Raw genomic sequence first — 23,594 nt, 5'->3', positions numbered from 1 at the left:
ACATTTTTTATCTCTCAAATATCATTAATTAAGATATGTTTTCATTTTGATAAATGATTCTTTCTCAAGAGACTCTTTAATAAGTTCGTCTGCCTTGTTAGAATCTAATTCCTTTGCAATAAGGATACGTGCTGTAGAAATTGCCAAATCAATAGCCGATGAAGAAACCATGCGTATCGCATCCGCTTCTGCTTGAGCAATTTTTTGCTCTGCCAATTTATTGCGGTTTTTTACATATTCTTCTGCTTTTGTACGAGCCTCAGCAATAACAGATTCAACTTCATGTTTTGCTGCTGCAATAATTTCTTGCGCATCTTTTTCTGCTTCTGCATGTTTGCGTTGATATTCAGCCAATATTTCCTGTGCCTCTTCACGAAGACGCAGAGCCTCATCCAGCTCATCTTTGATGCGCTTCGCGCGCGCATCAAGATGGTGCATAACCCTCTGTGGAATTTGGAAATAGACTAAAAGAGCTAAAAAAAGAACTAACCCAACAAATGCCCAAAAAGTATCAGTCATTTTTGTCTTCCTCAATAATCCGCAGTTTTAACAACTGAACGAACAGCCTCTTTGCTAATATCAACGTCAATCAATTTTTTCACAATTTCAAGAGCCACTTCTTCAGCGATAGAACCAACATTTTGCATCGCTTTATCCCGAATTTTTGCTATCTGTTTTTCAGCATCTGCGAGTTTTTTTTCTAAACTCTCTTCAATTTCTTTCCGTTCAAGCTCTGCTTTTTCTTTTAATTCTTCACTAGCTACCTGCGCTATAGCATGCGCTTTCAAACGCGCTTCTGCTAATTTCCGCTCATAAGTTTCAACAACAATGTCTGCTTCCTGCTTCATGCGCATTGCCTGATCTAAATCAGATGCGATTCGATCTCGCCGCGTTTCAATAACACCACCAATACGTGGTACAATTACACGAGAGATAAAAAGATAAAAAAGTCCGAAAGAAATCGCCAACCAGAAAAAATGCGAACCAAAATGTACAAAATCAAAAGGCGGAAACACGCGATTTGCATGTTCTGCCACCTTTTTAATATGTTCTATCGACGTTTCAGTGTTCTGTGCATAAGCGCTTGAAACAAACATCTTCTTTCATCCTTTAAATAGCTTATTAAAGCCCTCTATAACCGATGATAACTGACTGACATCTCTCTGGTTAAGAGCTAAAAGGGTAAATCTTTCCTCATGCAAGAACATGATATACCCTTTTGATGATGATTAAACCCCAAAAAGAAGTAGTAAAGCAATGAGCAGTGAAAAAATTCCCAAAGCTTCTGTTACAGCAAAACCAAAGACAAGACGTCCAAACTGACTATCTGCTGCTGATGGATTTCGTAATGCACCAGAAAGATAGCTACCAAAAATATTACCAAGTCCTAAAGCTGTTCCAGCCATACCAAAGCAAGCAAGACCAGCGCCAATATATTTTGCTGCAAGCACCATTTCCATGTTATTCTCCTTTAAAGCGAAATTGCATTATTCGACGGAAAACCGCCAGTTCTATTAATGTCCTGGATGAATTGCATCATTAAGATACATACAAGTTAAAACCGTAAAGACGTAAGCCTGAAGAAATGCGACCAAAAACTCAAGAGCAGTAATCGCTACAGTCATAATAAGCGGTAAAACCGAACCACCCACACCTACGAGTCCTACCCCAATCATTGAAACAACAAACCCAGAAAACACTTTGAGCGTAATATGACCAGCAAGCATATTCGCAAAAAGACGAAGAGAAAGACTAATTGGACGGGAGAGAAAAGAAATAACCTCAATCATTGTCACCAGAGGCAAAACCACAACAGGAACTCCACTGGGAACAAAAAGTTTCAAAAAACTGACCCCATGCTTATAAAAGCCATAACCAATCACCGTCAAAATTACCACCATTGCTAACGAAAACGTGATCATGATCTGCGATGTAACCGTATAAAAATAAGGAAAAAGACCAATAAAGTTAGCAACCAAAATAAAAGTAAACAGAGAAAAAACTAAAGGAAAAAACTGCATTCCCTGTACACCAGATGATTCCCGCAGAGTCGATGCTACAAACTCATATGCCATTTCCGAAAGAGACTGCATCCGCGTTGGAACCAATCCACGACTTGATGATGAAATGAAGAGAAAAATAGAAGTTACAACAACCGTGAGGACTGTAAACAATGATACATTTGTAAACGATAAATCCATATTTCCTATGGAAATCTTAATCAGCCTTGAAACCTCAAACTGATGAATAGGATCTGGAGCGTGCGCTGTCACTTCAACCTCATTTATCGGACCTCTTATTGGCCCCTTTATCTTGTTTATCTTGGCGCAATACGCCTTTTTTTCCTAATTGACTGGAGGAAACATACCCTACAGACCGAAGAATACTCACTACACCAGCAGCAAATCCAAAGAAGAGAAAAAATACCAATCCCCAAGGATACGAACCTGCTAACTTATCAAACCCTAACCCTAAAATAACACCAACTATAACACTCGCCAGAAATTCACTGGAAAGCTTAATTGCATTTGCCATCCCTCCTTGTGATTTTTCTCGCTTATTCTCATGCTCCCGCTTCTTTAACGCCTGCTTGCGCACTAAAGCTACGCTTAAGTTCCTACTACGACATTCCAAATCCTCTGAATGAAGACACTCTCCTTGCTTTTCCTCTTCAGCCTCCTTACGGCTTATAACGGGTTTCTCGCCCATCGCCATCATTGGCTCCTTAATTAAAAAGCAAAGTAAGAATGCATTTCATAAAACCATGTGCATCATATTGTTCCCGAATTTATTCGTCAAGATACTAAAAGAAATCTATCACAAATTATCGTATAAATTTTATTGTATAAATAACGTATTTTTTAATTTACATCTTTCTTAAAAAGATATTCTGAGCACCTAAACCGATTTCACGACAGCACCCGTGAATATATAACGAAAAGTTCCCGTGAATGATATAAAACTCATAGAACAGCCATTTTTACGCTTAACAAAAGGTGTAAACTGATACCATCTTATTTTCCGGCTCCCAATATTATATCAATCCTCGCTTTGAAAGAGAACATAAAAAACTAAAAAACAGTATGAGAGCGTTGGTTTGCTCCTTTTATTCAAATAAACTTGCACTTTTTATTTTATGAAAATGATAATAATCAATGGTTTTTATATGACCCTATTCGCAAAGTATTTTACATATGCCATCACAGAACCCATCACATAATGAGCTTGAGGGTATTAAGAGAGGTTTCTGTAAATACGAGATATTAATAAATCTAAAATTTCAAATAGATCAAGCCAATAGAACACAATAAAATTTAAATAAGATCACCATACCACTTTATACAATTTTAATCCACTTTTTTGAATTTTGCCCTTTACAATTGAATATCAGTAGATTCAGGAAATATTTTTGCTTTTTATTTAAAAAAACTATTGTAAGCAAAAGCGCTTATTCATAACCTTTGTTTTTATGAAACGATAATTTAATGCTTCTTTTCAAACGAGCATCATAATTATATTCCCCTACCCTCATATTTGCATCTATTCTTGCATTTAAATAACCCATTGAGAGGATGATGTACTCTTTCTTAAATACTCCCTATTAAACTCTTCTCATAACATGCAAATAAATGATCTTTATCAAGATGAGAGAACTCTATTTAATAGCACTTCATGGTAAACAATTATCGATAAAATTAAAACTTTAGCAAATAAAAATTTCTTCTTTTATGAAAAGAAAGACCATTGAAAAACTTATTTTTAATATTCTTAAGTATAAATTTCATTCATTTAAAAAATTAAAGAGTTATCATTTCTTTTTGGGACGTGTCGCAAAAGGATTATCAGAGGCTCGTAATGATATGCGAACCGGTATACCAGACATATCAAATTTTTCACGTAACCCATTGACAAGATAGCGCAAATACGACTGTGGCATACTTTGGGGGCGCGAGCAAGAAATCATAAATCCAGGAGGACGTGTCTTAACCTGTGTGATGTATTTAACCTTAAGTCGACGCCCAGAAACCGCAGGAGGTGGATGATGTGCAACAACAGTTCCAAGCCATTGGTTCAATTTAGCCGTCGAAATGCGACGATTCCATACACGGTGCATCATCATGACATTTTCCATCAGCTTATCAATCCCTTGACCATATTGTCCTGATAAAGGAACAGCTCTCAAACCACGAACTTGAGGAAGAAATCGCGCACATTTTTCATGCAAATCAATCAATGTGGTCTGACTATTTTCAATAAGGTCCCACTTATTGAAAGCAATAACTGGAACACGCCCTTCACGAATCACGAGATCAGCAATTTGTAAATCTTGCTTTTCAAAAGGTATCGTTGCATCAAAAACAATGACCACCACTTCTGCAAAACGAATAGCACGCAAAGTATCTGCAACAGATAGTTTTTCTAATTTTTCTTGAATTTTCGATTTTCGACGTAAACCTGCAGTATCAAAAAGTTTAATATGACGACCACGCCATTCCCAATCTACAGAAATAGAATCACGCGTAAGTCCTGCTTCTGGTCCTGTTAACAAGCGCTCTTGTTTCAACATGCTATTGATAAGAGTGGATTTTCCTGTATTGGGACGCCCTGCAATTGCAATCCTAATGGGCTTACTTTCATCGTAAATAAGCTCCTCTTCTTCCAAATCGTTTACATCATCACCAACAGATGCAGGCTGTATCGTAATATCTTCTTCTTTGTTGTTGCCAAAAGCACGCTCTGACCCCACAGCATCTATAATTGCATCACGCAGATCACTAAGTCCCAAACCATGTTCAGCCGATATTAGGCACGGCTCCCCCAAACCTAATGACCACGCCTCATACTCTCCTCCTGTTGCCGCTCTTGACTCAGACTTATTAGCAATAAGCACAATTGGCTTTCCTGATTTGCGAACCAATGAAGCAAAATTTAAATCACTTGGTGTTATCCCGCTCTTTGCATCAAATACAAATAAAATAAGATCCGCTTCATCAATTGCAGCTTTTGTATGAGAACGCATACGCCCCTCAAGTGTATGATCACCTGCTTCTTCCAGCCCAGCCGTATCAATCACATCAAAACGTAGATCTTGAAGTTTTGCCGCATGAATACGTCGATCACGTGTTACACCAGGCTTATCATCAACCAAAGCCAATTTTTGCCCAACCAAACGATTAAATAGTGTTGACTTCCCAACATTGGGACGACCAACGATAGCAATGGTAAGGCTCATCGATTTATTCCTTATTTGCCTTGCCCTCAGCTTGTATCAGCTCAAGCATTATTCGAGCCCGATCTGTTATTTTTGAACCCGAAGCACCTTTTTCAGAAATTTTCTTAAAATAATAAACCGCCTCATCCATTTTATCCGCCTTATAAGCAGCTAAACCTAAAGCCTCTCTTGCAGACATACGCATAGGATCGGTATCACTTGTCATATCTTTGATACGCTTTTCAACATCAGCTAATGTCCCTGTATCAACTAGGATATAAGCCGCCCGAATTTTTGCAACTTTCTGCAAAACCTCTGGTGCTTTCTCATCCGCTGCAACAGAATCAAAAATCTCCACTGACTTAATAATGTCACCCTTCTCCATGAGTAAAGAAGCCTCACGTAAACGAGCAAGAAAAGGATACCCTCCAAAATGAGAGGTTTTAACAGTTTCTAATTGCTTTATCGCTTTATCAAAATGACGTGTATCCGCAAAATCAAGACTTTTTACAAATGCATCACCAATATAACCGGCTTTCTTTATTTGCTGATGATGGTAAATTTGATAAGCAACTATCATGAGTATAAAAAGAATAGCTGCTCCAATAATTGAAAAACCATACCGTCTCCAAAAAGCAAGCGCCTTTTCCTGACGAAATTCTGCATTCACTTCAGCAATAAAACTATCATACGACATATATTCATACCTTGAAAAAAGTTACTTTACCTGTGCTTTTACGCATAAATGCACAAAGATGGTAGTCCTAATTAACTAAAAATCTTTAAATTGCTCGTTTATTTATTTTAAATCAACATGTAGCCAAATCAATCGGATTTTTGTAACAGTCTTAATCGAAAATGATATAAAGGCCCTGTTTGTTCACATTACAGCTTTTATATAGCTTTTATATATTGTCTTGAGTCTTATAAAAAATTCACTGTTTTAATATTTATCATGATTGCCTATCATCTCAAACGGACTTTCTCCCCATTATATAGGGAGATAATCTTTTAGAGTCTTCAACGCAATCGTTGATAATATTGGATTATAGTAGAAAAGACAATTCTTTTAAAAACTTGAACAAAAAATAAATTTCCACGAATACCTACTAAAACCAAATAGATAAATCTTATCTTTATCAAAAATACCGAAGTGCCATAATTAAAGTGTGGTATAATTTCAAATCTTCAGTTAAAGCTTTTTATACAAAATGTATCCCTTCAACTTATCTTTATACGATTAACAACCTTTTGTAATTGATCCTTAAAGTTTCTAAAAATATCCTATTGTAAGGGCCAGACCCACATAAGCATTGGGACAGCAATAATAACGATCAACACCGCCAATGGAGCACCCAAACGTGGATAATCACTAAAACGATATCCTCCTGGTGCCATCACGAGCATATTACTTTGATGTCCAATAGGTGTAAGAAACTCACAGCCCGCACCAATTGCAACAGCCATCAAAAAAGCTTCAGGCTTATAATGTAGGGAATGAGCAAAACTTGACGCAATTGGTGCTACCATCATCACTGTTGCTGCATTATTCAAAAATGGCGTGACCAACATAGCTGTCACCAACATAAGTGCTAAGGCACCAGATGGTGGGAAAAATATTGCCAATTGGCTCAGCCATTGACCAATGAGATCCGTACATCCTGTTTTTTCTAACGCTTCACTCACTGGAATAAGAGCCGCTAATAGTACTAATATTTGGCCATCTAATGCCTGATACAGATCACGCGCGGGCAAAACGCGAAAGATAACCATTGCAGCAGCAGCAGAAAAAAAAGCAAACGCAACGGGAACAATATGAAAAGCTGTAAAAATAATTGCTATAAATAAAACAGCTAAAGAGATGAAACCATGTCGTAAATTTCCAAACACAATATTTCGTTTTGCTAGGGGCAGGCATTTCAATTCTCTTAATAAATTTGGAATAACTGCATCCTGTCCTTGCAAAACAATCACATCGCCAAGATGGAAAATAATATCATCAAGTCTTCCCCGCACCCTTTCATGTTGACGACTTAATGCAAGCAAATTTACATTATAGTGATCAAATAGGGAAAACTCTTTCGCACTAATACCAATAAGAGGTGAATTATGGGTGATGACTGCTTCAATAATATCGATGTCACTATCCTTATCACCTGCAGCAATAGTTCGCCCCTTAGAAAACTCTAAACGAGCAGAGTTCATCACGCTATCTAACCCTGTATGCGACCCTTCCAGCAAAATAATATCATTTTCAGACAAAACAAAATCTGGTAACGGTGAAATAGATACTTTGTTTCTGATGATTTGAATTACCATAACGTCACCACTTGATGGCTTAACCAAATCAACAATATTTTTCCCTATAATCGGTGAATTTATTGGAATACGCACTTCTGCAACATAATTACGAATATCAATGGCATCATCAAATGATACACCTGAACGCACACGTACAGGCAAAAGCCAATAAAAAAAGACTAAATATACAACACCAGCCGCCGCAATAACCGCACCAACTGGTGTAAAATCAAACATAGTAAAAGGTGTTCCTGCTAAACGTTCTTGCATCGCTGAAATAACAACATTAGGAGATGTTCCTATCTGTGTCATAAGCCCCCCCAACAAAGAACCAAAGGCCATGGGCATCAAAAAGACAGAAGGAGAAACCTGAGAACGACGTGCAAACTGAAAAGCTATCGGAAGCATAATAGCCAAAGCACCAATGTTTTTAACAAACATTGATAATACGACAACAGAAAGAACTAAAAAAGCTAATTGAAAACGCACAGATTTCACGTCTGGCCATATCCGTTGAATAATAAATTCCATTATACCAGAGCGCGATACGGCCGTACTAACAACAAACACACTCCCCACGATAATAACAATATCATTACTAAAACCGCTAAAAGCTTCCTTCGGACTGACAAGACCAAGAGCACAAGCTATTAATAACGTACAAATAGCAACAAGATCATAACGAAATCGATCCCAAATAAAAACAACCATCATGAGACCAATGATCGAAAAAGCCATTATTTGATTTTCTGTCATAACACTCACCTCTCCCCATTAAATTATAATGCACAAAAACATATTTTTTATGTTTTAAATATTCCTATAAACAGCAGCAAGATAAAAACAGACATCGGAATATTTTAGGATAGTTTTAAAGTGACAAAAAATTATGATGCGCATAAAGTTACCTCTCCTTATTATGCGTTCTTTTCTATAAAGACCTAAACCCAAAGAAAATTGATAAAAGTTGATAAAGCTATATTGCAAAAAAGATGAGAATAACTCTAATATAGAGAGTAGATAATTGTTGAAACTGGTACACGCTATATTTAAACCTTTGTCGTTGCTTAAAAGAATTTATCTTCACTCTCAATTCAAAGAGTGATAAAAATGAAAGAAGAAAGAATGGTCAATCTTAATAGTGGGTATCAAAATAACCTCAGATATTGGCTCACTTGCATCATTGGATTTGTTGCTATCTTAGCAATTATAATTGTTGGTGGATTTTATATCGCAAAACCCTATCTTGACAGTTTTGTAAAACAAGAAATAGCCCGTCGTGGTATAAAAGCCCGAACATCTGAAGTAAGCATTCTAGGTAGAGTCAATTTGAAGAATGTGACATTACCCGTTCCAACTGGTACATCACTTAGAATTGGTGCCATTTCTGCCCGTCCTCCTCTTTCCTTTATTCCCGGAACTTTTACATTTTATAATGTTGATTTAAAGCATAATAATATTCATGTGACAATTCCCCAAATTTCTCTTCGGAGTGTATCCTTAAAAGAAAAAGATAGAACGATAACATCACGGCTTTTACAATCAATGATGCGTATTGAGCTTTCTTCAATTATTGCTCCCAATATACAACTTTCTATAGAAAATAAAAATAACCGAATAGAAACGGTTGAAGTCAAGAATTTCCAGCTTTCTGATTTTAAAAATGGCCATATCCGTTCAGTTAGTATTAAAAATATAGATCTTAAAACAGTTGCAGTAAATGGTGCCAAACAGATACAGCTTATGGCTAAAAGTGATAAAATAAAAGCCCATGATATCGACATCAACTATGCCTATTCTATCATTTTTGGAAAAAACAACGCTCTCAACAAAGGCAAAACCGTTACTGGTCCCATTTCTCTGAATAATGTAAGTATCGATGTTTTTGAAGAAACGGAAAAAAGCAGTTCTTTCTTCCTCGGACAGTTTAAAACATCTGGTTTAAAAATGAAGCCGCTTGAACAAACTCCTGAAAAATTGATCAAAGCTTATCTTAATGCAAGAAAAGAGAATAATAAAATCGCTGAAAAAATAGCACAAAATGGTCTTCTTCTAAACATACTGCTCGCCATTACCTCAGCGGATGCCAAAATTGATAATATCACCGTTGATATACCGCAGTTGAAAGCAACACTCGAATCACTCCAATTTAAACCAACCTTGTGGAAACAACCTATCCCCAAAAAGCTTTTTCTTTCTCTCAATAACCTTTCTGTTTTACCTAAAAAAATGAATGAAAAAGACTTAGATTTCTTCAAAAATCTGAACTTTGAGCGCTTTGACATTTCAGGAAAAATTGATATTTCTTACGATGAAAAAAAACGTATGCTCCTTCTTGATGCAATGTCTTTTAATATGAAAGACGTTGGATCTGGGAACATATCGGCTAAAGTTATTGATGTTGATGAAAAGCTTTTTTCTGGTCAGAAAAATGTAATGATTGCTGCTTCTAAAGACTTTGGCATCAATGAAATTGATGTGCAATATAGGGATGCCGGTTTTATTGATAAGCTTTTTTCTTATCTTGCGCAAAATCTTAATGACAGCCAACATGATCTTAAAAAAGAACTCTATGACGATTTCTATCTAATGATGACGCAGACCCCAAAAATGCTGCTAAAAAATCATGACGAAGCAGAAAAAATTTCAAAATCCTTAGGGGAATTTGCTAAAAATCCACAAACATTAATTGTTAAAATTAAAGCAAAAGATAATAAGGGGCTCACAATGGTTGATCTCGAATCTGCTCTACAAAATGATCTATCTAAGGCTTTAAGCAAAGTACATCTCACTATAAAAAATGAAGCATCACCTTAAACATTTTGTGCTTTAAATATGATGATCTTGTCTATAAATTAAGAACTTTATTCCTCTTTTTGCTTTTATATGATACAGAAGGTACCATACGGAGTCATTTACACAGAGAATATAGAATCTAAAATGTCGATGCTTGGAGTTGTTCATGTCTGATTTATCTTCAAATCGCCTGCCTAATCGCGCTTCTCGTGTCACCAATCAAGCGCTTTCTGCTATCGAGCGTTTTCTCCATATTGAAGCTCTTAGTGGTATTGTTCTTTTATTAGCTGCTGCTTCTGCACTTATTTTTGCCAATTCTAAATATGCTGCTTTCTATGAATCTTTTTGGCATACACCTCTTGGCTTTAATTTGGGTCATTTCACTCTTTCATGGGATTTACATTTCTGGGTTAATGATGCTCTTATGACTATTTTCTTTCTCGTCGCAGGAATGGAAATTCGACGCGAAATTCATGAAGGTGCTCTTGCCGATTTTAGACAAGCAATCTTACCAATTGTTGCCGCAATAGGAGGCGTTTGTGTTCCCGCAATTATTTACTTTATCTTCAACTTTAACGAGGGGCATATACGCGGTTGGGCTGTGCCAACAGCAACAGATATTGCCTTTGCTCTAGGTATTCTTGCTCTTCTTGGAAAAAAAATTCCTTCTAATCTTCATATTATTCTTCTATCATTAGCGATTATTGATGATATTATCGCTGTTCTTATTATTGCTTTTTTCTACTCAACAAACATTGATCCTAGCGGTTTAATGATTGCAGGAGCAGGTATTGCTTTGGTGCTATTTTTTCAGTGGATCGGACTTGCATCAGCATGGCTTTACATTTTACCCGGTGCAATCATCTGGTGGGGTTTAATGGTAACAGGTGTTCACCCATCACTTGCTGGTGTAATCTTAGGAATGATGACTCCCGTTCTTCCTACCCGTACTCTTGTGGCGCCACTCACCATGCTCAGTAACGCTATGCAAATTCTTCAAGAAAAAAATACAAAAACAGATCTGCATCATATTTCAACCGCATTGAAAAAAATGCGCAAAGGACAACGGGCCATGATTGCTCCAGTAACACGCGTTCAAAAAGCGTTGCATCCATGGGTTGCATACGGTATCATGCCGGTCTTTGCCTTCGCAAATGCAGGAGTAAGTTTTGCAAACTTTGATCTTTCTTCTGACAAATCATTCTTGATTGTTTTGGGTGTTGTCATTGGTCTTTTCGTTGGTAAGCCTCTTGGTATTATCACAGCCAGTTATATAGCCGTAAAATCAGGGCTATGCCGCCTACCCCCTCATATGACATGGACAGGTGTTTTACTCATTGGTTTTTTAGCAGGAATTGGCTTTACAATGTCTATCTTTGTTTCAATGCTCGCTTTTAAAGATATTATTCTGCTTGATGCTGCAAAAATTGGCGTCCTTTGTGGCTCTGGTTTATCTGCTCTTATCGGTCTGGGATATGGATTTATTTATATTAAGCGCAATAAAGGAATTTCTCATAGTTCCTAACAAACTAACTGAAAATACATTTTTATGCAAAACTCTTAAAAAGTGATTTTGCTCATTTGTTGGATTCGGACAATATTTAATGTGAAATCCGTTGTCTCACCTCATCTTTACACTTATGAAGGAGAAAACTAATATCATCATACTATTTACTAGTCTCTAATGTCGCAACACCTTTGATACTTAAGAAGATTCATAAGAAATATTTTTATTCCTTTCTTCAATAATCTTTTATTCATACACTAACTCCAATCGTGATATACACAAGAATGATTTTAATTGTTTCAATATAAAAGGCTTCGTGGTTTCAGAGAAGCTGCCTTTCGTCGGGAAGTTATTCACTATAAAGAAAAATTTAATTATTATAAATCAATATCTTATCTTTAATTATACGAAACAGATAAGAATAAGCAAAATTCCGTAATCAGTTAAGTAATTCCATGGCTTATTTTTTCCCAATAAACCACCTTCCTCGTTACTGATTTTATTGCCGGTATTCTAAAAAACTTTAATTTTCATCTTCTTAAAAGGCTCATTATTTTTTTGCAAAAATATTTGATTTATCATTATAAATCTTGAATGGAGTCCCAATATCGTAAGATTTTCTCATTTCAAATCTGTACATGATCAATCAATCAAGACTATTCGCTTACACGTCACAAACCGAGGAGGAGTATGGAGTAAAATTATTCGAAGAAAGAAATAAGAATGCTTCATCATGTCAACACAAGAGCTGTTCAACACGAAAACTAAAAATAAAATGATGACGACCAACTGACACCTCTGATTTCAGTAAAGGAGATGGTTCCCAATAAATTTTACGTTACGCCATCCACAGGCGCTGTAATGGGTTTGGGGAGAAATATTTCTTTAAAACAAGCGCGTAAATTGGTAATAAATAGCGTTTTGTTTTACGTGAAAGGCATATACGATTTAAATAACGCGATAAACAAAAACGTGAATCAATATGTAATATCCATTATTTAAAAGATATTGCTGTCAATGCCTTTGAACGTTGTAAAGCAGAATTAAAAGGAAGTTGTAAAATGGAAGCTGGTTTTCACTTTTATGGCTTCATATTCTCCCCAATTAGGTTTTATCTCCATTTCAGAGATTCCTCCAACAAGTTATACGCAACATCCTTGTCCCTATCTGGCATACAAAAACAGGAGTTGCTCGTAGTCCCCTTATCCATCTCAATATATCGTCAAACATGCATCTGCGCTGACATTAGATATTGATATAGGTAACAAGAAACAAAAGATTTATTTGGAATAACAACGTTATAAAATCACCACTAGATTGACAATGGAGAGGAAAAATATCATCGTTTTTTATCATAGACACATCGCTTGTCTCTCCCCCCATGAAAGAATTAAACTTGAAGCATGCTTCCATAGAGAGCACTCTAGTTTACGTAATTAACTCGCGGGAAAAAAGAAAACCATAGTCATTTAGACTATTCTAAAACATATGATCAGTGGAAAAATAGAGCATATATATCGTTGCTCTCCCCTTTTCCCGCCCTTATTTGATATTCATTTTCTTTTTGTTTACAGAGCTAGCTTTATATTTCTTGATACCATAAAATACTCTTTACAGATAATTAAAAAAACAATATTTCCGAGACTTTCGAATTATACAACGCTAAATTAAATACAATAAGAGTAAAATAATATTTCAACTAAAATCTTTATATATTAATCAAGTAAAATTAACACGCATTATATAAAAATAAATTATAAAGAAAATTTAGTAAGCCACCTCATATTTAAAAACCTTATTCTACCAGCTGTAATCTCCAGAGGAATATTTGTTGCTTCTTGTGAACATAATACTACACAGGTACAGATAACAAAAGTTGTAAAATCAAAGATATACGTATATCAAAAAAGATCTTTACAACTAAAAAAATCGTAAACCATCTAAAAACTATAGACTATACTACTCAAGATAATTTTTTCATTTCGCATAATTCTGAATTATTAAAGAAACAAATTAATAGTAGGCAATTTAATACAGCCAATAATGGCAGAGAAATTTTAAACTACCTCTATGTACTGGTTACTCAAGCGTATTATCTTATCCTTAGTGATGAAGTATATAATGAAATGCTATAGAATATTTACAATTTAAAGTTTGTAGTACTCAAGATGCTTGCTATTATCGCAGCTAATATTAAGTTAATAGTCAAGATATTTGAAATAATATAGTGGAAGATTGATAGAAGAACCAATTATTCTGCCTAGATACATAAAATATAGAATCGTAAATATTCCCAGTGGTAAAGCGTACAAAGATGCACAAAAGAAACAAGTTGAAGGAGTCACTCTACCTGCAGAATACTGAAAAACTGAGATATGTAGAAAAAATTGAGTAATAAAAGATACCAGACAAGCACAAACTAAAAAAAATACAAAAGACTATAGAAAATAATATTTATAAAAATAGCATTATTGGGAATAAGTGTATTAATTATTGCACTTTGATAACATATCTTATATTCACCTCAAATGGATATCCTCATTCGAATGCATTATGCTATTAAAAAGCAATTACAAAACAAGAGAATACGTTTCGCATTCATATAATAAAAACAAATTGTGGGAAAAAATATTTAACAAAATTAGAATAATAAAAATGGCTATATTTCTTACAAGAAGAGTTTTACTTACAAAAACAACCATTTGAAAAATATGTAAACATGATAAGAAACTAGCACAATATACAGCACAAAAGAAATAATGTATTTCATGCGTGATTGGCAGGATGACAAAGAAAATACTTTTAATAGAGTAGTCAAGGGAAGAAAGTTAACCTAAAGAACAATATGGAGGTACCGAAAACTCTGAAAATCTTAATCATAATTGAAAAAAAGATAAATAGACATGAGAAAAAATTTAAGTAATGAAATCATGCAAGCAACACGCTATGACATTATCATTTAATTTTGATCTATCGTTACATGATTTTATGAAAAATGCTTCTGAAGAGCTATAAGCCGTAAACGCATAAGATATAGTAATTTTATAACTTATAGCGTAACACAAATATTGTCTACAGAGATATATTTTTTATTGCCTCATAATACGGAAAAACTAAATTTACAAGGTATATATAAAGCCATAAAAAACCATTTGAGTCAAGTTAAATATCTCTAGAAAATACATCTTCGATTCTATTTTTGGTAATTACATCACTAATCCAATGAGCTCAAATTTCTCTAAGATTTATAATATCAAATCTGTATGCACGAGGCTGTCCCTCATGCACATGCATCCTTTGAATAAACGCAGTGCATTGTTCCTTATTCTATAAGCTTATTGTAAAGACTTCTCCATCACTCTCTATAGGCTCTAAACGTTTATAGACGGCATATTTTATATCCCTTCTTAAACAGTTTTTACCCAAACATCTTTCTCTTGTCATGTATAAGTAATCATTTTTAAATTCATCATGAACAAATTTAAAATAAGAGAGTTTTGCTGTATTAAATATTCTATTTAAGTTAAAAATATAAATTATCCTTAACAAAAATTATTAATATATATTAAAGCTTTATGTTATTGAAACTTTGTTAAAACTAAAAAATGCTCATCCCTTATCAAGTGCATAAACAGCATGTAATGTTCTAACCGCAAGTTCAGTGTAAGCACTATCAATCAAAATAGAAATTTTAATTTCTGAGGTCGTAATTGCTTGAATGTTAATACCCTTTTCAGCCAAAGCCTTAAATGCTGTAGCGGCAACACCTGCATGGCTACGCATTCCAATACCAATCACAGATACCTTGGCAAGATCACTTTCAAATTGGAGAACATCAAATCCAATTTCTTTGCGATTCTTCTCAAGAAGTGCAACGGCTTTTTCTACATCTGATGATGGTACAGTAAAAGTCATATCAGTTTTTGAGCCATCTTCAGAAATATTTTGCACAATCATATCAACATTAATGCGCTCTTCAGCCAAGGGACCAAAAATTGCTGCCGAAATCCCTGGACGATCGGCAAGCCGACGAAGGGAAATTTGCGCTTCATCCTTAGCAAAAGCAATACCAGTAACATTTTGTTGTTCCACGATTTCATCCTCATCGCAAATAAGTGTTCCAGAAGAACTCATTGGATCCTCCATACCTAACGCATCAGGATCCTCAAAACTTGAACGCACAAAGGTACGAACCTTATGAACCATTGCCAATTCAACAGAACGAACCTGTAAAACCTTTGCACCAAGAGAAGCCATTTCCAGCATTTCTTCAAAAGCTACTTTTGGTAAACGACGCGCTTTCGGTTCTATACGTGGATCCGTTGTATAAACACCATCTACATCCGTATAAATATCACAGCGATCAGCTTGTACAGCCGCGGCTATAGCAACAGCACTTGTATCTGATCCCCCACGCCCTAAGGTAGAAATCCGGTTATCTGGAGCTAACCCTTGAAAACCAGCAATAACGGCAACCTGACCTTCCTGAAAACACTCGATTAAAAAAGATCCATCAATATCAGTAATACGTGCACGTCCATGCGCATTGTCTGTATGAATAGGAATTTGCCAACCAAGCCATGAACGTGCATTCACACCCATTTCTTGAAGTGTCAAAGCCAACAAACCTGAAGTAACCTGTTCACCAGAAGCAACCACAACATCATATTCACGAGCATCTCTATGCTTGGAGGAAGCATCACACGTCCACTGAACAAGCTCATTGGTTTTACCAGCCATCGCTGATACGACAACTGCAACCTCATTGCCTGCATCAATCTCTCTTTTGACATGCCGTGCAACATTATGAATACATTCAATATTTGCTACAGATGTTCCACCGAATTTCATGACAATGCGCGCCATTAATAACACTCTTACCTTTACATCTTTTATCTCAAACGGTAATGAGAATTAGATGCTGTATCAACTAACCATTTTCTCGACATAGCGAATATCTATCATTTGTGCAAGTTTCATTATGATTATATTAATTTCTCTTGACTTTGTATAAAATCGACTGGACTTGATCATTAAAAATAAAAGGCAGGCAACATGATAGATGAAACACAAACAACTATTGATCAAAGTGAAATTGATCATTTTTCACGTATTGCTACAGAATGGTGGAATCCACAAGGAAAATTTCGACCTCTTCACCAATTTAACCCAACGCGCCTTGCTTACATCAGAGAAAAAATCTGTTTAGAGTTTAATCGTGACCCTTGTTCATTTACGCCCTTTGATAATTTGAAAATTCTTGATATTGGCTGTGGAGGAGGCTTGTTATGTGAACCAATGGCACGTCTTGGCGCTATGGTCGTAGGCGTTGATGCTGCACAAACAAATATTGAAGTCGCAAAAACCCATGCAGCTCAAAATGATCTTTCCATTGATTACCGCACGATGACAGCAGAAGCTCTTGCCAATGAAGGAGAAAAATTTGATATCATCCTTAATATGGAAGTTGTTGAACATGTCGCTGATGTTAATCTCTTCATAGCAGCTACAGCAAAAATGTTGAAACCACAAGGGTTAATGTTTGTCTCAACACTCAACCGCACGTGGAAATCATGGGGGCTTGCTATTGTAGGCGCTGAATATATTCTACGTTGGCTTCCTAAAGGAACACATGATTATAAAAAATTCCTAAAACCTCTAGAACTTAAAAACTTCTTATCAAAAAACGCTCTGACTGTCATTGATGAGATAGGGATTACTTATAACCCATTAAACGACAGCTGGAATCGCTCAAAAGACATGGGCGTTAACTATCTCCTTCTCGCAAAACGGTCTTAAGGATATGTAATTTACAAATATTATACGCCTTGTAATAAAGAATTGAGCTTTCCCTCAGCCTCTAAAGCATAAAGATCATCACAACCGCCAACGTGATAATCACCTATAAAAATTTGTGGAAATGTATTACGTCCATTTGCACGCTGTACCATTTCTTGGCGAAGGGATGTGGAAGCATCAATATCTGTATACTTTACGCCTTTTTTATTAAGCAAATCACGTGCTTTTGTGCAATAAGGGCAGTTAGGGCGTGTATAAATTATTATCTCTTTCATAGTATTATCCTCCAATATTTTTTAATAATATTCACTTTAAATTCCTCTTACGAGGAGGGAAAAATAGAATCTTCTTTGAGAACACGCGAAAATGTTAGCACATCAACCTGTCGTGCACCTGCATATTTTAATGCAGCAGCTGCTGCTGTAACTGTTGCACCTGTTGTAAATACATCATCAATCAGCAAAACAGAACATCCTTTGAGATATTTTTTAACCTTATGCGAAACCTTAAAAGCATTTTTTACGTTAAGTTTTCTCTCTCTCGAAGAAAGACTAACCTGCGGACGGGTATGCCGACAACGAACAAGCCAACTCGGTTTTAAAAGCTTTTTTTGTGATGCTGCAATATAACGCGCAAGCTCAGCAGATTGATTATAACGTCTCTCCCAAAAACGACGAAAATGCAATGGAATGGGAATAATAACATCACAATCATCAATAACCTCGCGTCCAGCAAACATCATCCAGTTGGCCATAAATGATGCCAATTCTATATGATCACCATATTTTAAGCGCGTTACTAAAGCTCGTGCAAGCCCTTTATGAACAATAGCAGAACGGACACGTGAAAAAGGATGAGAATTACGAAGCGCTTCACCACTGAGAAAACCATCCCCCATATCACAAACAAAGGGAGTCCCCATAACAGGACAATAAGGTTTAGTGATAAATTGAAGGTCTTTCCAACATTCGGAGCAAATCGTGCCATAAGTAGAAACATTTTGCTTACATCCAGGACAAATTGGTGGATAAAGCACCGTTTTCAAGCGTTCAATGAACTTACTTAGTATATCCCCACTACTTAACGCCGCTTCTCGAAAATACAACATTATAAATTTAGGCTTTTACAAGTTTCCCTCAGAACAAAAGTTCCTTTGTATTTCCTCAATTTATAATTTTAATTCCTTTAAAAACTCTTACCTTCTATAAATTTATTTTTCTTTTATATTATAAACTTGACAGAGCTTGCACAAATAATGAACCTTTTCAAAATATATTCTTTCATAGATCGAAAGTGTTCCACAATATGTCGCATCCTTTAATTTTTGATCATAACCGCATTGAACAATTCCGAAAACGTGCCTTTCAAAAAGCAAAAAAAGGATACGACTTTTTACTCTCTCACATGGCAGAAGATCTCTATAAACGTCTTAGCACTGTTGATCGCCTCTTTACATTAGCTCTCGATTTACACAGCCATACAGACCTTGCTGCGCAAGCTTTAATGAAATCTGGAAAAGTTTGTTCTATAGAACGTATTGAGACCGATACGCTTTACCAAAGCCATGATAAAAAATTTCATTTACGTCATCGAGAATTTCTTGATTTACCTCAAAGTTACTGTGACCTTATTGTTTCACTTCTTTCATTACAATTGACCAATGATACCCCTGGTGTTTTAAGCCAGATAAAAAATACCCTTAAACCAGATGGCTTATTTCTTGCTGTTATGGCAGGAGCTGGTACATTAAGAGAATTGCGCGAAAGTCTGCTGCAAGCTGAAAGTGAAATTTATGGTGGAGCAAGCCCTAGGATTTATCCTTTTGCCGACATTCGTGATGCAGGCGCTCTTTTACAGCGTGTTGGCTTTGCTCTGCCTGTAGCAGACGTTGAAGATATCACAATACGTTATAATACAATGTTTGACCTTATGCGCGATCTTAAAGCTATGGGAATGCAAAATGCACTCATCAATCGTTCACGACGCCCTGTATCCAAACGTTTTTTTCTTCGCGCAGCTGAAATCTATGCACAACGATTTAGTGATCCTGATGGACGTATTCGTGCACATTTTTCTTTCATCTGGCTCTCTGGTTGGGCTCCTCATCCCAATCAACAAAAACCCTTACAACCTGGTTCAGCGCAAATATCTCTTACAGATGTTTTACAACCCCAAAAAACATAACCTAAAATTATTTTTTAAAAATACTTTTATCTGTTGTCTGTAACATTTGACTGGTGATCGTTCCAGCTATCATTGAATCGCTCACGTTTAGAGCGGTTCGTCCCATATCAATTAGCGGTTCAATAGAGATAAGTACAGCAACCAAAGTAACAGGAAGCCCCATAATTGGTAACACAATCAATGCAGCGAAAATAGCGCCTCCCCCCACACCAGCAACACCAATAGAACTCAAAGTCACAACCCCAATAAGCGTAGCAATCCAAGTAGGATCAAGAGGGTTAATCCCCATAGACGGTGCAATCATGGTTGCAAGCATCGCTGGATAAAGACCAGCACAACCATTTTGTCCAATTGTAGCCCCAAAAGAAGCTGCAAAACTCGCAATGGGTTGTGGTACACCTATCCACTGTGTTTGCGCTTCAATATTCAAAGGAATACTTGCAGCACTTGAACGACTGCTAAAAGCAAATGTTAAAACCGGTAAAACCTTTTTGAAAAAACGAAAGGGATTAACCCCAGAAATACCAAGCAATACACCATGAATTCCAAAAATTAAAATAATACCGACATAAGAGGCAATGATAAAAACCAGTAAATTTAAAATATCTGCAATACGCGATATTGCTCCTACTTTCGTCATAAGTGCAAAAATACCATAAGGCGTCAGAGCAATCACAATACGGACTAACCGCATAATCCAAGCTTGTCCCACTTGAATAAATAAAAGCGCTTTTTCTCCTTTTTCTGGCTCATCTTTCTTTAAAAGAAGAACCGCTGCACCTAAAAATGACGCAAAAATAACAACACTGATAATTGACGTACGTTTAGCTCCACTCAACTCAGCAAATGGATTTTTAGGAATCATCGACAAAATCATCTTTGGTATATTCATATCTCCAAGTTTAGAAATATGACCTTCAAGAATAGCAGAAACATTTTGCCCTTCATGCACTAAACCATCGGCTGTTAATCCAAAAAAATTAATCACAAGCACACCAACCAATGCTGAAAGAGCCGTTGTAAAAAGCAATATTGAAATTGTTATTATACTCATCTTTCCAACAGCATAAACAGAATGTAAATGAGCAACTGCTGAAACAATAGAGATAAAAACCAGTGGCATAACAATCATTTGCAACAATAAGATATAGCCCTCACCAACAATGTTAAACCATTCAACGGATTTCAATAAAGTGCTTTCACCCTCTCCATAAATAAACTGCAAAACACTTCCAAAAATCAAGCCAAGGATAAGCCCTAGCATAACACGTAGTGAAAGACTCCATTGCATTCTCTTACTTTGAGAAACCAATAATAAAAAAATAACAAATAGAAATAAATTGACGAAAAAATTAAATGTCATTGTCTATGCTCACTTACTATTGTTATGATTGACGTAAATAATCTGCATAATTCAAAATCAATGCATGATATTTAAAATTAACATAAAGCTTATAAGGATTTTACAAAATCATTATTTTTTTAATTTACAGATTAAAAGAGAATTTTTTATCTACTAATAACTGTTTAAAGAAAATAAATAAAATTATCCTCTTATTCTTTAAATTTACGCTCTCATAAAATAGTTAAAAAAAAGAAATATAAACAACATTCATTGCATCTCAATACTGAATAATTCCAGCGTGTCTTATCCTATAAATATCCTTACCTCTCTCTTTTGCTATCTGAACTGAAGCGAGCTTTCCAAGAAAGGATGAATTAATAATCGAACATTCATGATTTTTCTAGAAAATACACCAACAAGCTACTTTTGCTAATTTTATGGACTGCACTCTCAACAGCTTTGATCAGCATTTCAAATATAATTATTTTATTAAAAATACCTTTCATACATTCTTTCTTTGCTCTCAATGAAAGCTTTTTTATTTTTCGAAATTCTTTTTATAGTCATAAAAAAGACTTTGAAAGCCACAATGCCTATTGAACAAAAATGTTTTGATTTATAATAATAATTTACTGTTTTTTTATATTAAATGAGAGTCCAGGATAACGTAAGATTCTCTCATTTCAAACTGTTTATCTTGAATCAATCAAAATCATTTGCTTGCACGTCACAAGCAGGGTTGGCGTGTGGATAAAAAAATGTATAAGAAAAGGAGTAGAAATACCTCTTATGAAACGTCTTAATGCAAGAGCTGTCGCAACATTAGAGAGCGGAGCTTGGGCAGAAATATAAATAATATGATTGTTTTTTATAATAGCGTAGTAAAACGTTTTAACGATACCTATCCATATGCTGATCGAACAACATGGGCACATACTGTAGATAATTTTAGCACTTTGAGATATAAAAAAGATAAGTTAACGTTATAATGTTAAGCAAGAACTAATAAGAGGAAGATTTTTTGAATTTGAAGAGACATGTCTCACGCAAAGTTCGTATCGTCCTTTTACACGACTATGGCTCTATTATAATCGTATCTTCAATGATGGAGTTTATCAGATACCACATGTATTCCCTATGAGGCAAGCAGTAGAAAATAGAGCCATCGAAATTACAAGCATAGGAGCACGAAGCGGTTTTTCTGTGTTGATAGCTAAGAATTTACCTAATCTAGATGCAATAGATACAGGCCAATGCTTTCCACGGTATCTTTATAAAAACGTTGAATCTTCTATAACTGACCATGATGAGAAACAATCCCATTTGTTTACAAATTCAATAAAGGAAAGAAAAACATCTGGTTTACAGAGGCGTGATTCTATCACTGATAAAGGATTAGCGCATTTTAAGCTGCTTATCCTAGTGAGAGCATAACTAAAGATGATCTATTCTATTACGTTTACGGATTATTGCATTCAAAAGATTACCGTGCTCGCTATGCTCATAGTTTATGAAAAATTTATGCAAAGAATTGCCTCCTATCCCTTGTGTAAAAAGCGCTAACGATTTCTGGATATTGTGACAATAGAGTGTGAATTTGATCACTTGCACATGAATTATGAAGGTGGGGAGCCTTATCTTGTGACCTTTAAAAAAGGATAAATCTACTGTTATTTACAACAGCAATATCATCATGACAGACATCTCTCTTGAAGCTTATGAGTATATTGTTAATGGCAACTCCACTCTTGAATGGGTTATGAAGCGTCAATGTGTAAAGACAGATAAAAAGAGTGGTATTGTTAATGATCCTAATCGCTATACTATTGGAATCATTGGTAACCCTGCTTATCCATTAGAGTTGTTTCAAAGGATCATACTGTAAGTTTAGAAACAATGAAAATTGTTAAGAAACTACCAAAATTAGAAGTGTGAGAAACCGAATAGACTTATGAGGTTAACACACCTCATAAAGGTCTCTTGTGTATTGCTTTAAAACGGCAGTCTATAACCTCAATCATCTTATTAAGTTTATTATCTACAATCTTAAAAAGACAGCTTTATTGTTTTCAAAAGCTCTGTTGAAAAAGAGCTTTATGTATTCATTTTACTTATAGATTTTTAAGGTGTCTAAAATCCTCAAAATCTTCAAGAACCTCAAAACTAATAACCATAATGGTCTTAATAGCATTTTTTATGACTAGAACCTATCTTTTGAAATGGCTTTAAAGGATCACATGCTTTTCATAAGATATATTTAATCACTCACTAAAATGATCTATTTTGTCGGTTCAATTTACTAAAAGAAAAACAATGCCATGACTATAAAAATATAATAGCTATAGAGCATGCGTGAAAAAAGCAGGTTTTCATAATCACAATGCAAATGAACGCATTGGTTATAAAGAGCACGGTGCCCATTAAAGTTGTTCAGATTAGAAACCCTTATA

16 protein-coding genes and 1 pseudogene are annotated in these 23,594 nt (G+C 35.4%); 5 read left to right on the top strand and 12 right to left on the bottom strand.

The genetic code is table 11. The annotated features are described in order from the left end of the window. Positions 1–24: 24 nt before the first annotated feature. The 8 genes from ACFIKO_RS04310 to ACFIKO_RS04275 form a co-directional block, all read right to left on the bottom strand. A complete protein-coding gene (locus ACFIKO_RS04310; RefSeq protein ID WP_375619724.1) occupies positions 25–519 on the bottom strand; it encodes a F0F1 ATP synthase subunit B in 495 nt (164 codons plus the stop codon). Between the two features lie 11 nt (positions 520–530). Beyond that, complete coding sequence (locus ACFIKO_RS04305) at positions 531–1,097, bottom strand: F0F1 ATP synthase subunit B (RefSeq protein WP_012754801.1); 567 nt, start codon at positions 1,095–1,097, stop codon at positions 531–533. Between the two features lie 132 nt (positions 1,098–1,229). Next, a complete protein-coding gene (locus ACFIKO_RS04300; RefSeq protein ID WP_005773968.1) occupies positions 1,230–1,460 on the bottom strand; it encodes a F0F1 ATP synthase subunit C in 231 nt (76 codons plus the stop codon). A gap of 54 nt (positions 1,461–1,514) precedes the next feature. Then, positions 1,515–2,273: a F0F1 ATP synthase subunit A gene (locus ACFIKO_RS04295; protein ID WP_026500261.1), complete on the bottom strand. Its 759-nt coding sequence runs from the start codon at positions 2,271–2,273 to the stop codon at positions 1,515–1,517. 7 nt (positions 2,274–2,280) lie between these two features. Next, on the bottom strand, positions 2,281–2,715 hold the full coding sequence (locus ACFIKO_RS04290) for an AtpZ/AtpI family protein (protein WP_375619723.1): 435 nt from the start codon (positions 2,713–2,715) through the stop codon (positions 2,281–2,283). A 1,093-nt stretch (positions 2,716–3,808) separates the two neighbouring features. Then, positions 3,809–5,233, bottom strand: coding sequence for a ribosome biogenesis GTPase Der (gene der, locus ACFIKO_RS04285; protein ID WP_375619722.1), 1,425 nt, complete (start codon positions 5,231–5,233; stop codon positions 3,809–3,811). 4 nt (positions 5,234–5,237) lie between these two features. Then, positions 5,238–5,909, bottom strand: coding sequence for a tetratricopeptide repeat protein (locus ACFIKO_RS04280; RefSeq protein WP_375619721.1), 672 nt, complete (start codon positions 5,907–5,909; stop codon positions 5,238–5,240). A gap of 587 nt (positions 5,910–6,496) precedes the next feature. Further along, complete coding sequence (locus ACFIKO_RS04275) at positions 6,497–8,269, bottom strand: SLC13 family permease (protein WP_375619720.1); 1,773 nt, start codon at positions 8,267–8,269, stop codon at positions 6,497–6,499. Positions 8,270–8,623: 354 nt separating this feature from the next. Here ACFIKO_RS04275 and ACFIKO_RS04270 point away from each other — a divergent pair, with 354 nt between their 5' ends. After that, a complete protein-coding gene (locus ACFIKO_RS04270; RefSeq protein ID WP_375673402.1) occupies positions 8,624–10,330 on the top strand; it encodes a hypothetical protein in 1,707 nt (568 codons plus the stop codon). A gap of 145 nt (positions 10,331–10,475) precedes the next feature. Further along, entirely contained in the window at positions 10,476–11,834 is a 1,359-nt protein-coding gene (gene nhaA, locus ACFIKO_RS04265) for a Na+/H+ antiporter NhaA (RefSeq protein ID WP_375619718.1), read from the top strand. A 3,591-nt stretch (positions 11,835–15,425) separates the two neighbouring features. On the opposite strand, the gene ACFIKO_RS04260 is transcribed toward nhaA, so the two are convergent. Continuing rightward, a complete protein-coding gene (locus tag ACFIKO_RS04260; RefSeq protein WP_012754793.1) occupies positions 15,426–16,682 on the bottom strand; it encodes an aspartate kinase in 1,257 nt (418 codons plus the stop codon). A gap of 189 nt (positions 16,683–16,871) precedes the next feature. On the opposite strand from ACFIKO_RS04260, the gene ubiG reads away from it, so the two are divergent. Continuing rightward, complete coding sequence (gene ubiG, locus ACFIKO_RS04255) at positions 16,872–17,615, top strand: bifunctional 2-polyprenyl-6-hydroxyphenol methylase/3-demethylubiquinol 3-O-methyltransferase UbiG (protein WP_375619717.1); 744 nt, start codon at positions 16,872–16,874, stop codon at positions 17,613–17,615. 20 nt (positions 17,616–17,635) lie between these two features. Here the strand turns inward: ubiG and grxC are convergent, their stop codons facing one another. Then, complete coding sequence (gene grxC, locus ACFIKO_RS04250; protein ID WP_273787883.1) at positions 17,636–17,890, bottom strand: glutaredoxin 3; 255 nt, start codon at positions 17,888–17,890, stop codon at positions 17,636–17,638. Between the two features lie 47 nt (positions 17,891–17,937). Next, on the bottom strand, positions 17,938–18,723 hold the full coding sequence (locus ACFIKO_RS04245) for a ComF family protein (RefSeq protein WP_012754790.1): 786 nt from the start codon (positions 18,721–18,723) through the stop codon (positions 17,938–17,940). Positions 18,724–18,920: 197 nt separating this feature from the next. On the opposite strand from ACFIKO_RS04245, the gene ACFIKO_RS04240 reads away from it, so the two are divergent. Continuing rightward, on the top strand, positions 18,921–19,799 hold the full coding sequence (locus ACFIKO_RS04240; RefSeq protein ID WP_375619716.1) for a methyltransferase: 879 nt from the start codon (positions 18,921–18,923) through the stop codon (positions 19,797–19,799). Positions 19,800–19,806: 7 nt separating this feature from the next. Here ACFIKO_RS04240 and ACFIKO_RS04235 read toward each other — a convergent pair whose 3' ends face one another. Further along, the gene (locus ACFIKO_RS04235) at positions 19,807–21,162 is read right to left on the bottom strand and encodes an L-cystine transporter (RefSeq protein WP_375619715.1); all 1,356 of its coding nucleotides are present in this window, start codon (positions 21,160–21,162) and stop codon (positions 19,807–19,809) included. A gap of 800 nt (positions 21,163–21,962) precedes the next feature. Between ACFIKO_RS04235 and ACFIKO_RS04230 the strand changes: the two are divergent. Next, positions 21,963–23,079 (top strand): annotated as a pseudogene (locus tag ACFIKO_RS04230) (type ISP restriction/modification enzyme); the annotation flags it as partial. Between the last annotated feature and the right edge of the window lie 515 nt (positions 23,080–23,594).

Source organism: Bartonella sp. TS82HLJMH (assembly GCF_042193495.1).
In the GTDB taxonomy this organism is placed as follows: Bacteria; Pseudomonadota; Alphaproteobacteria; order Rhizobiales; family Rhizobiaceae; genus Bartonella; species Bartonella grahamii.
The sequence above is the reverse complement of the archived record's forward strand: the minus strand, read 5'-3'. Positions and strand labels throughout refer to the sequence as shown.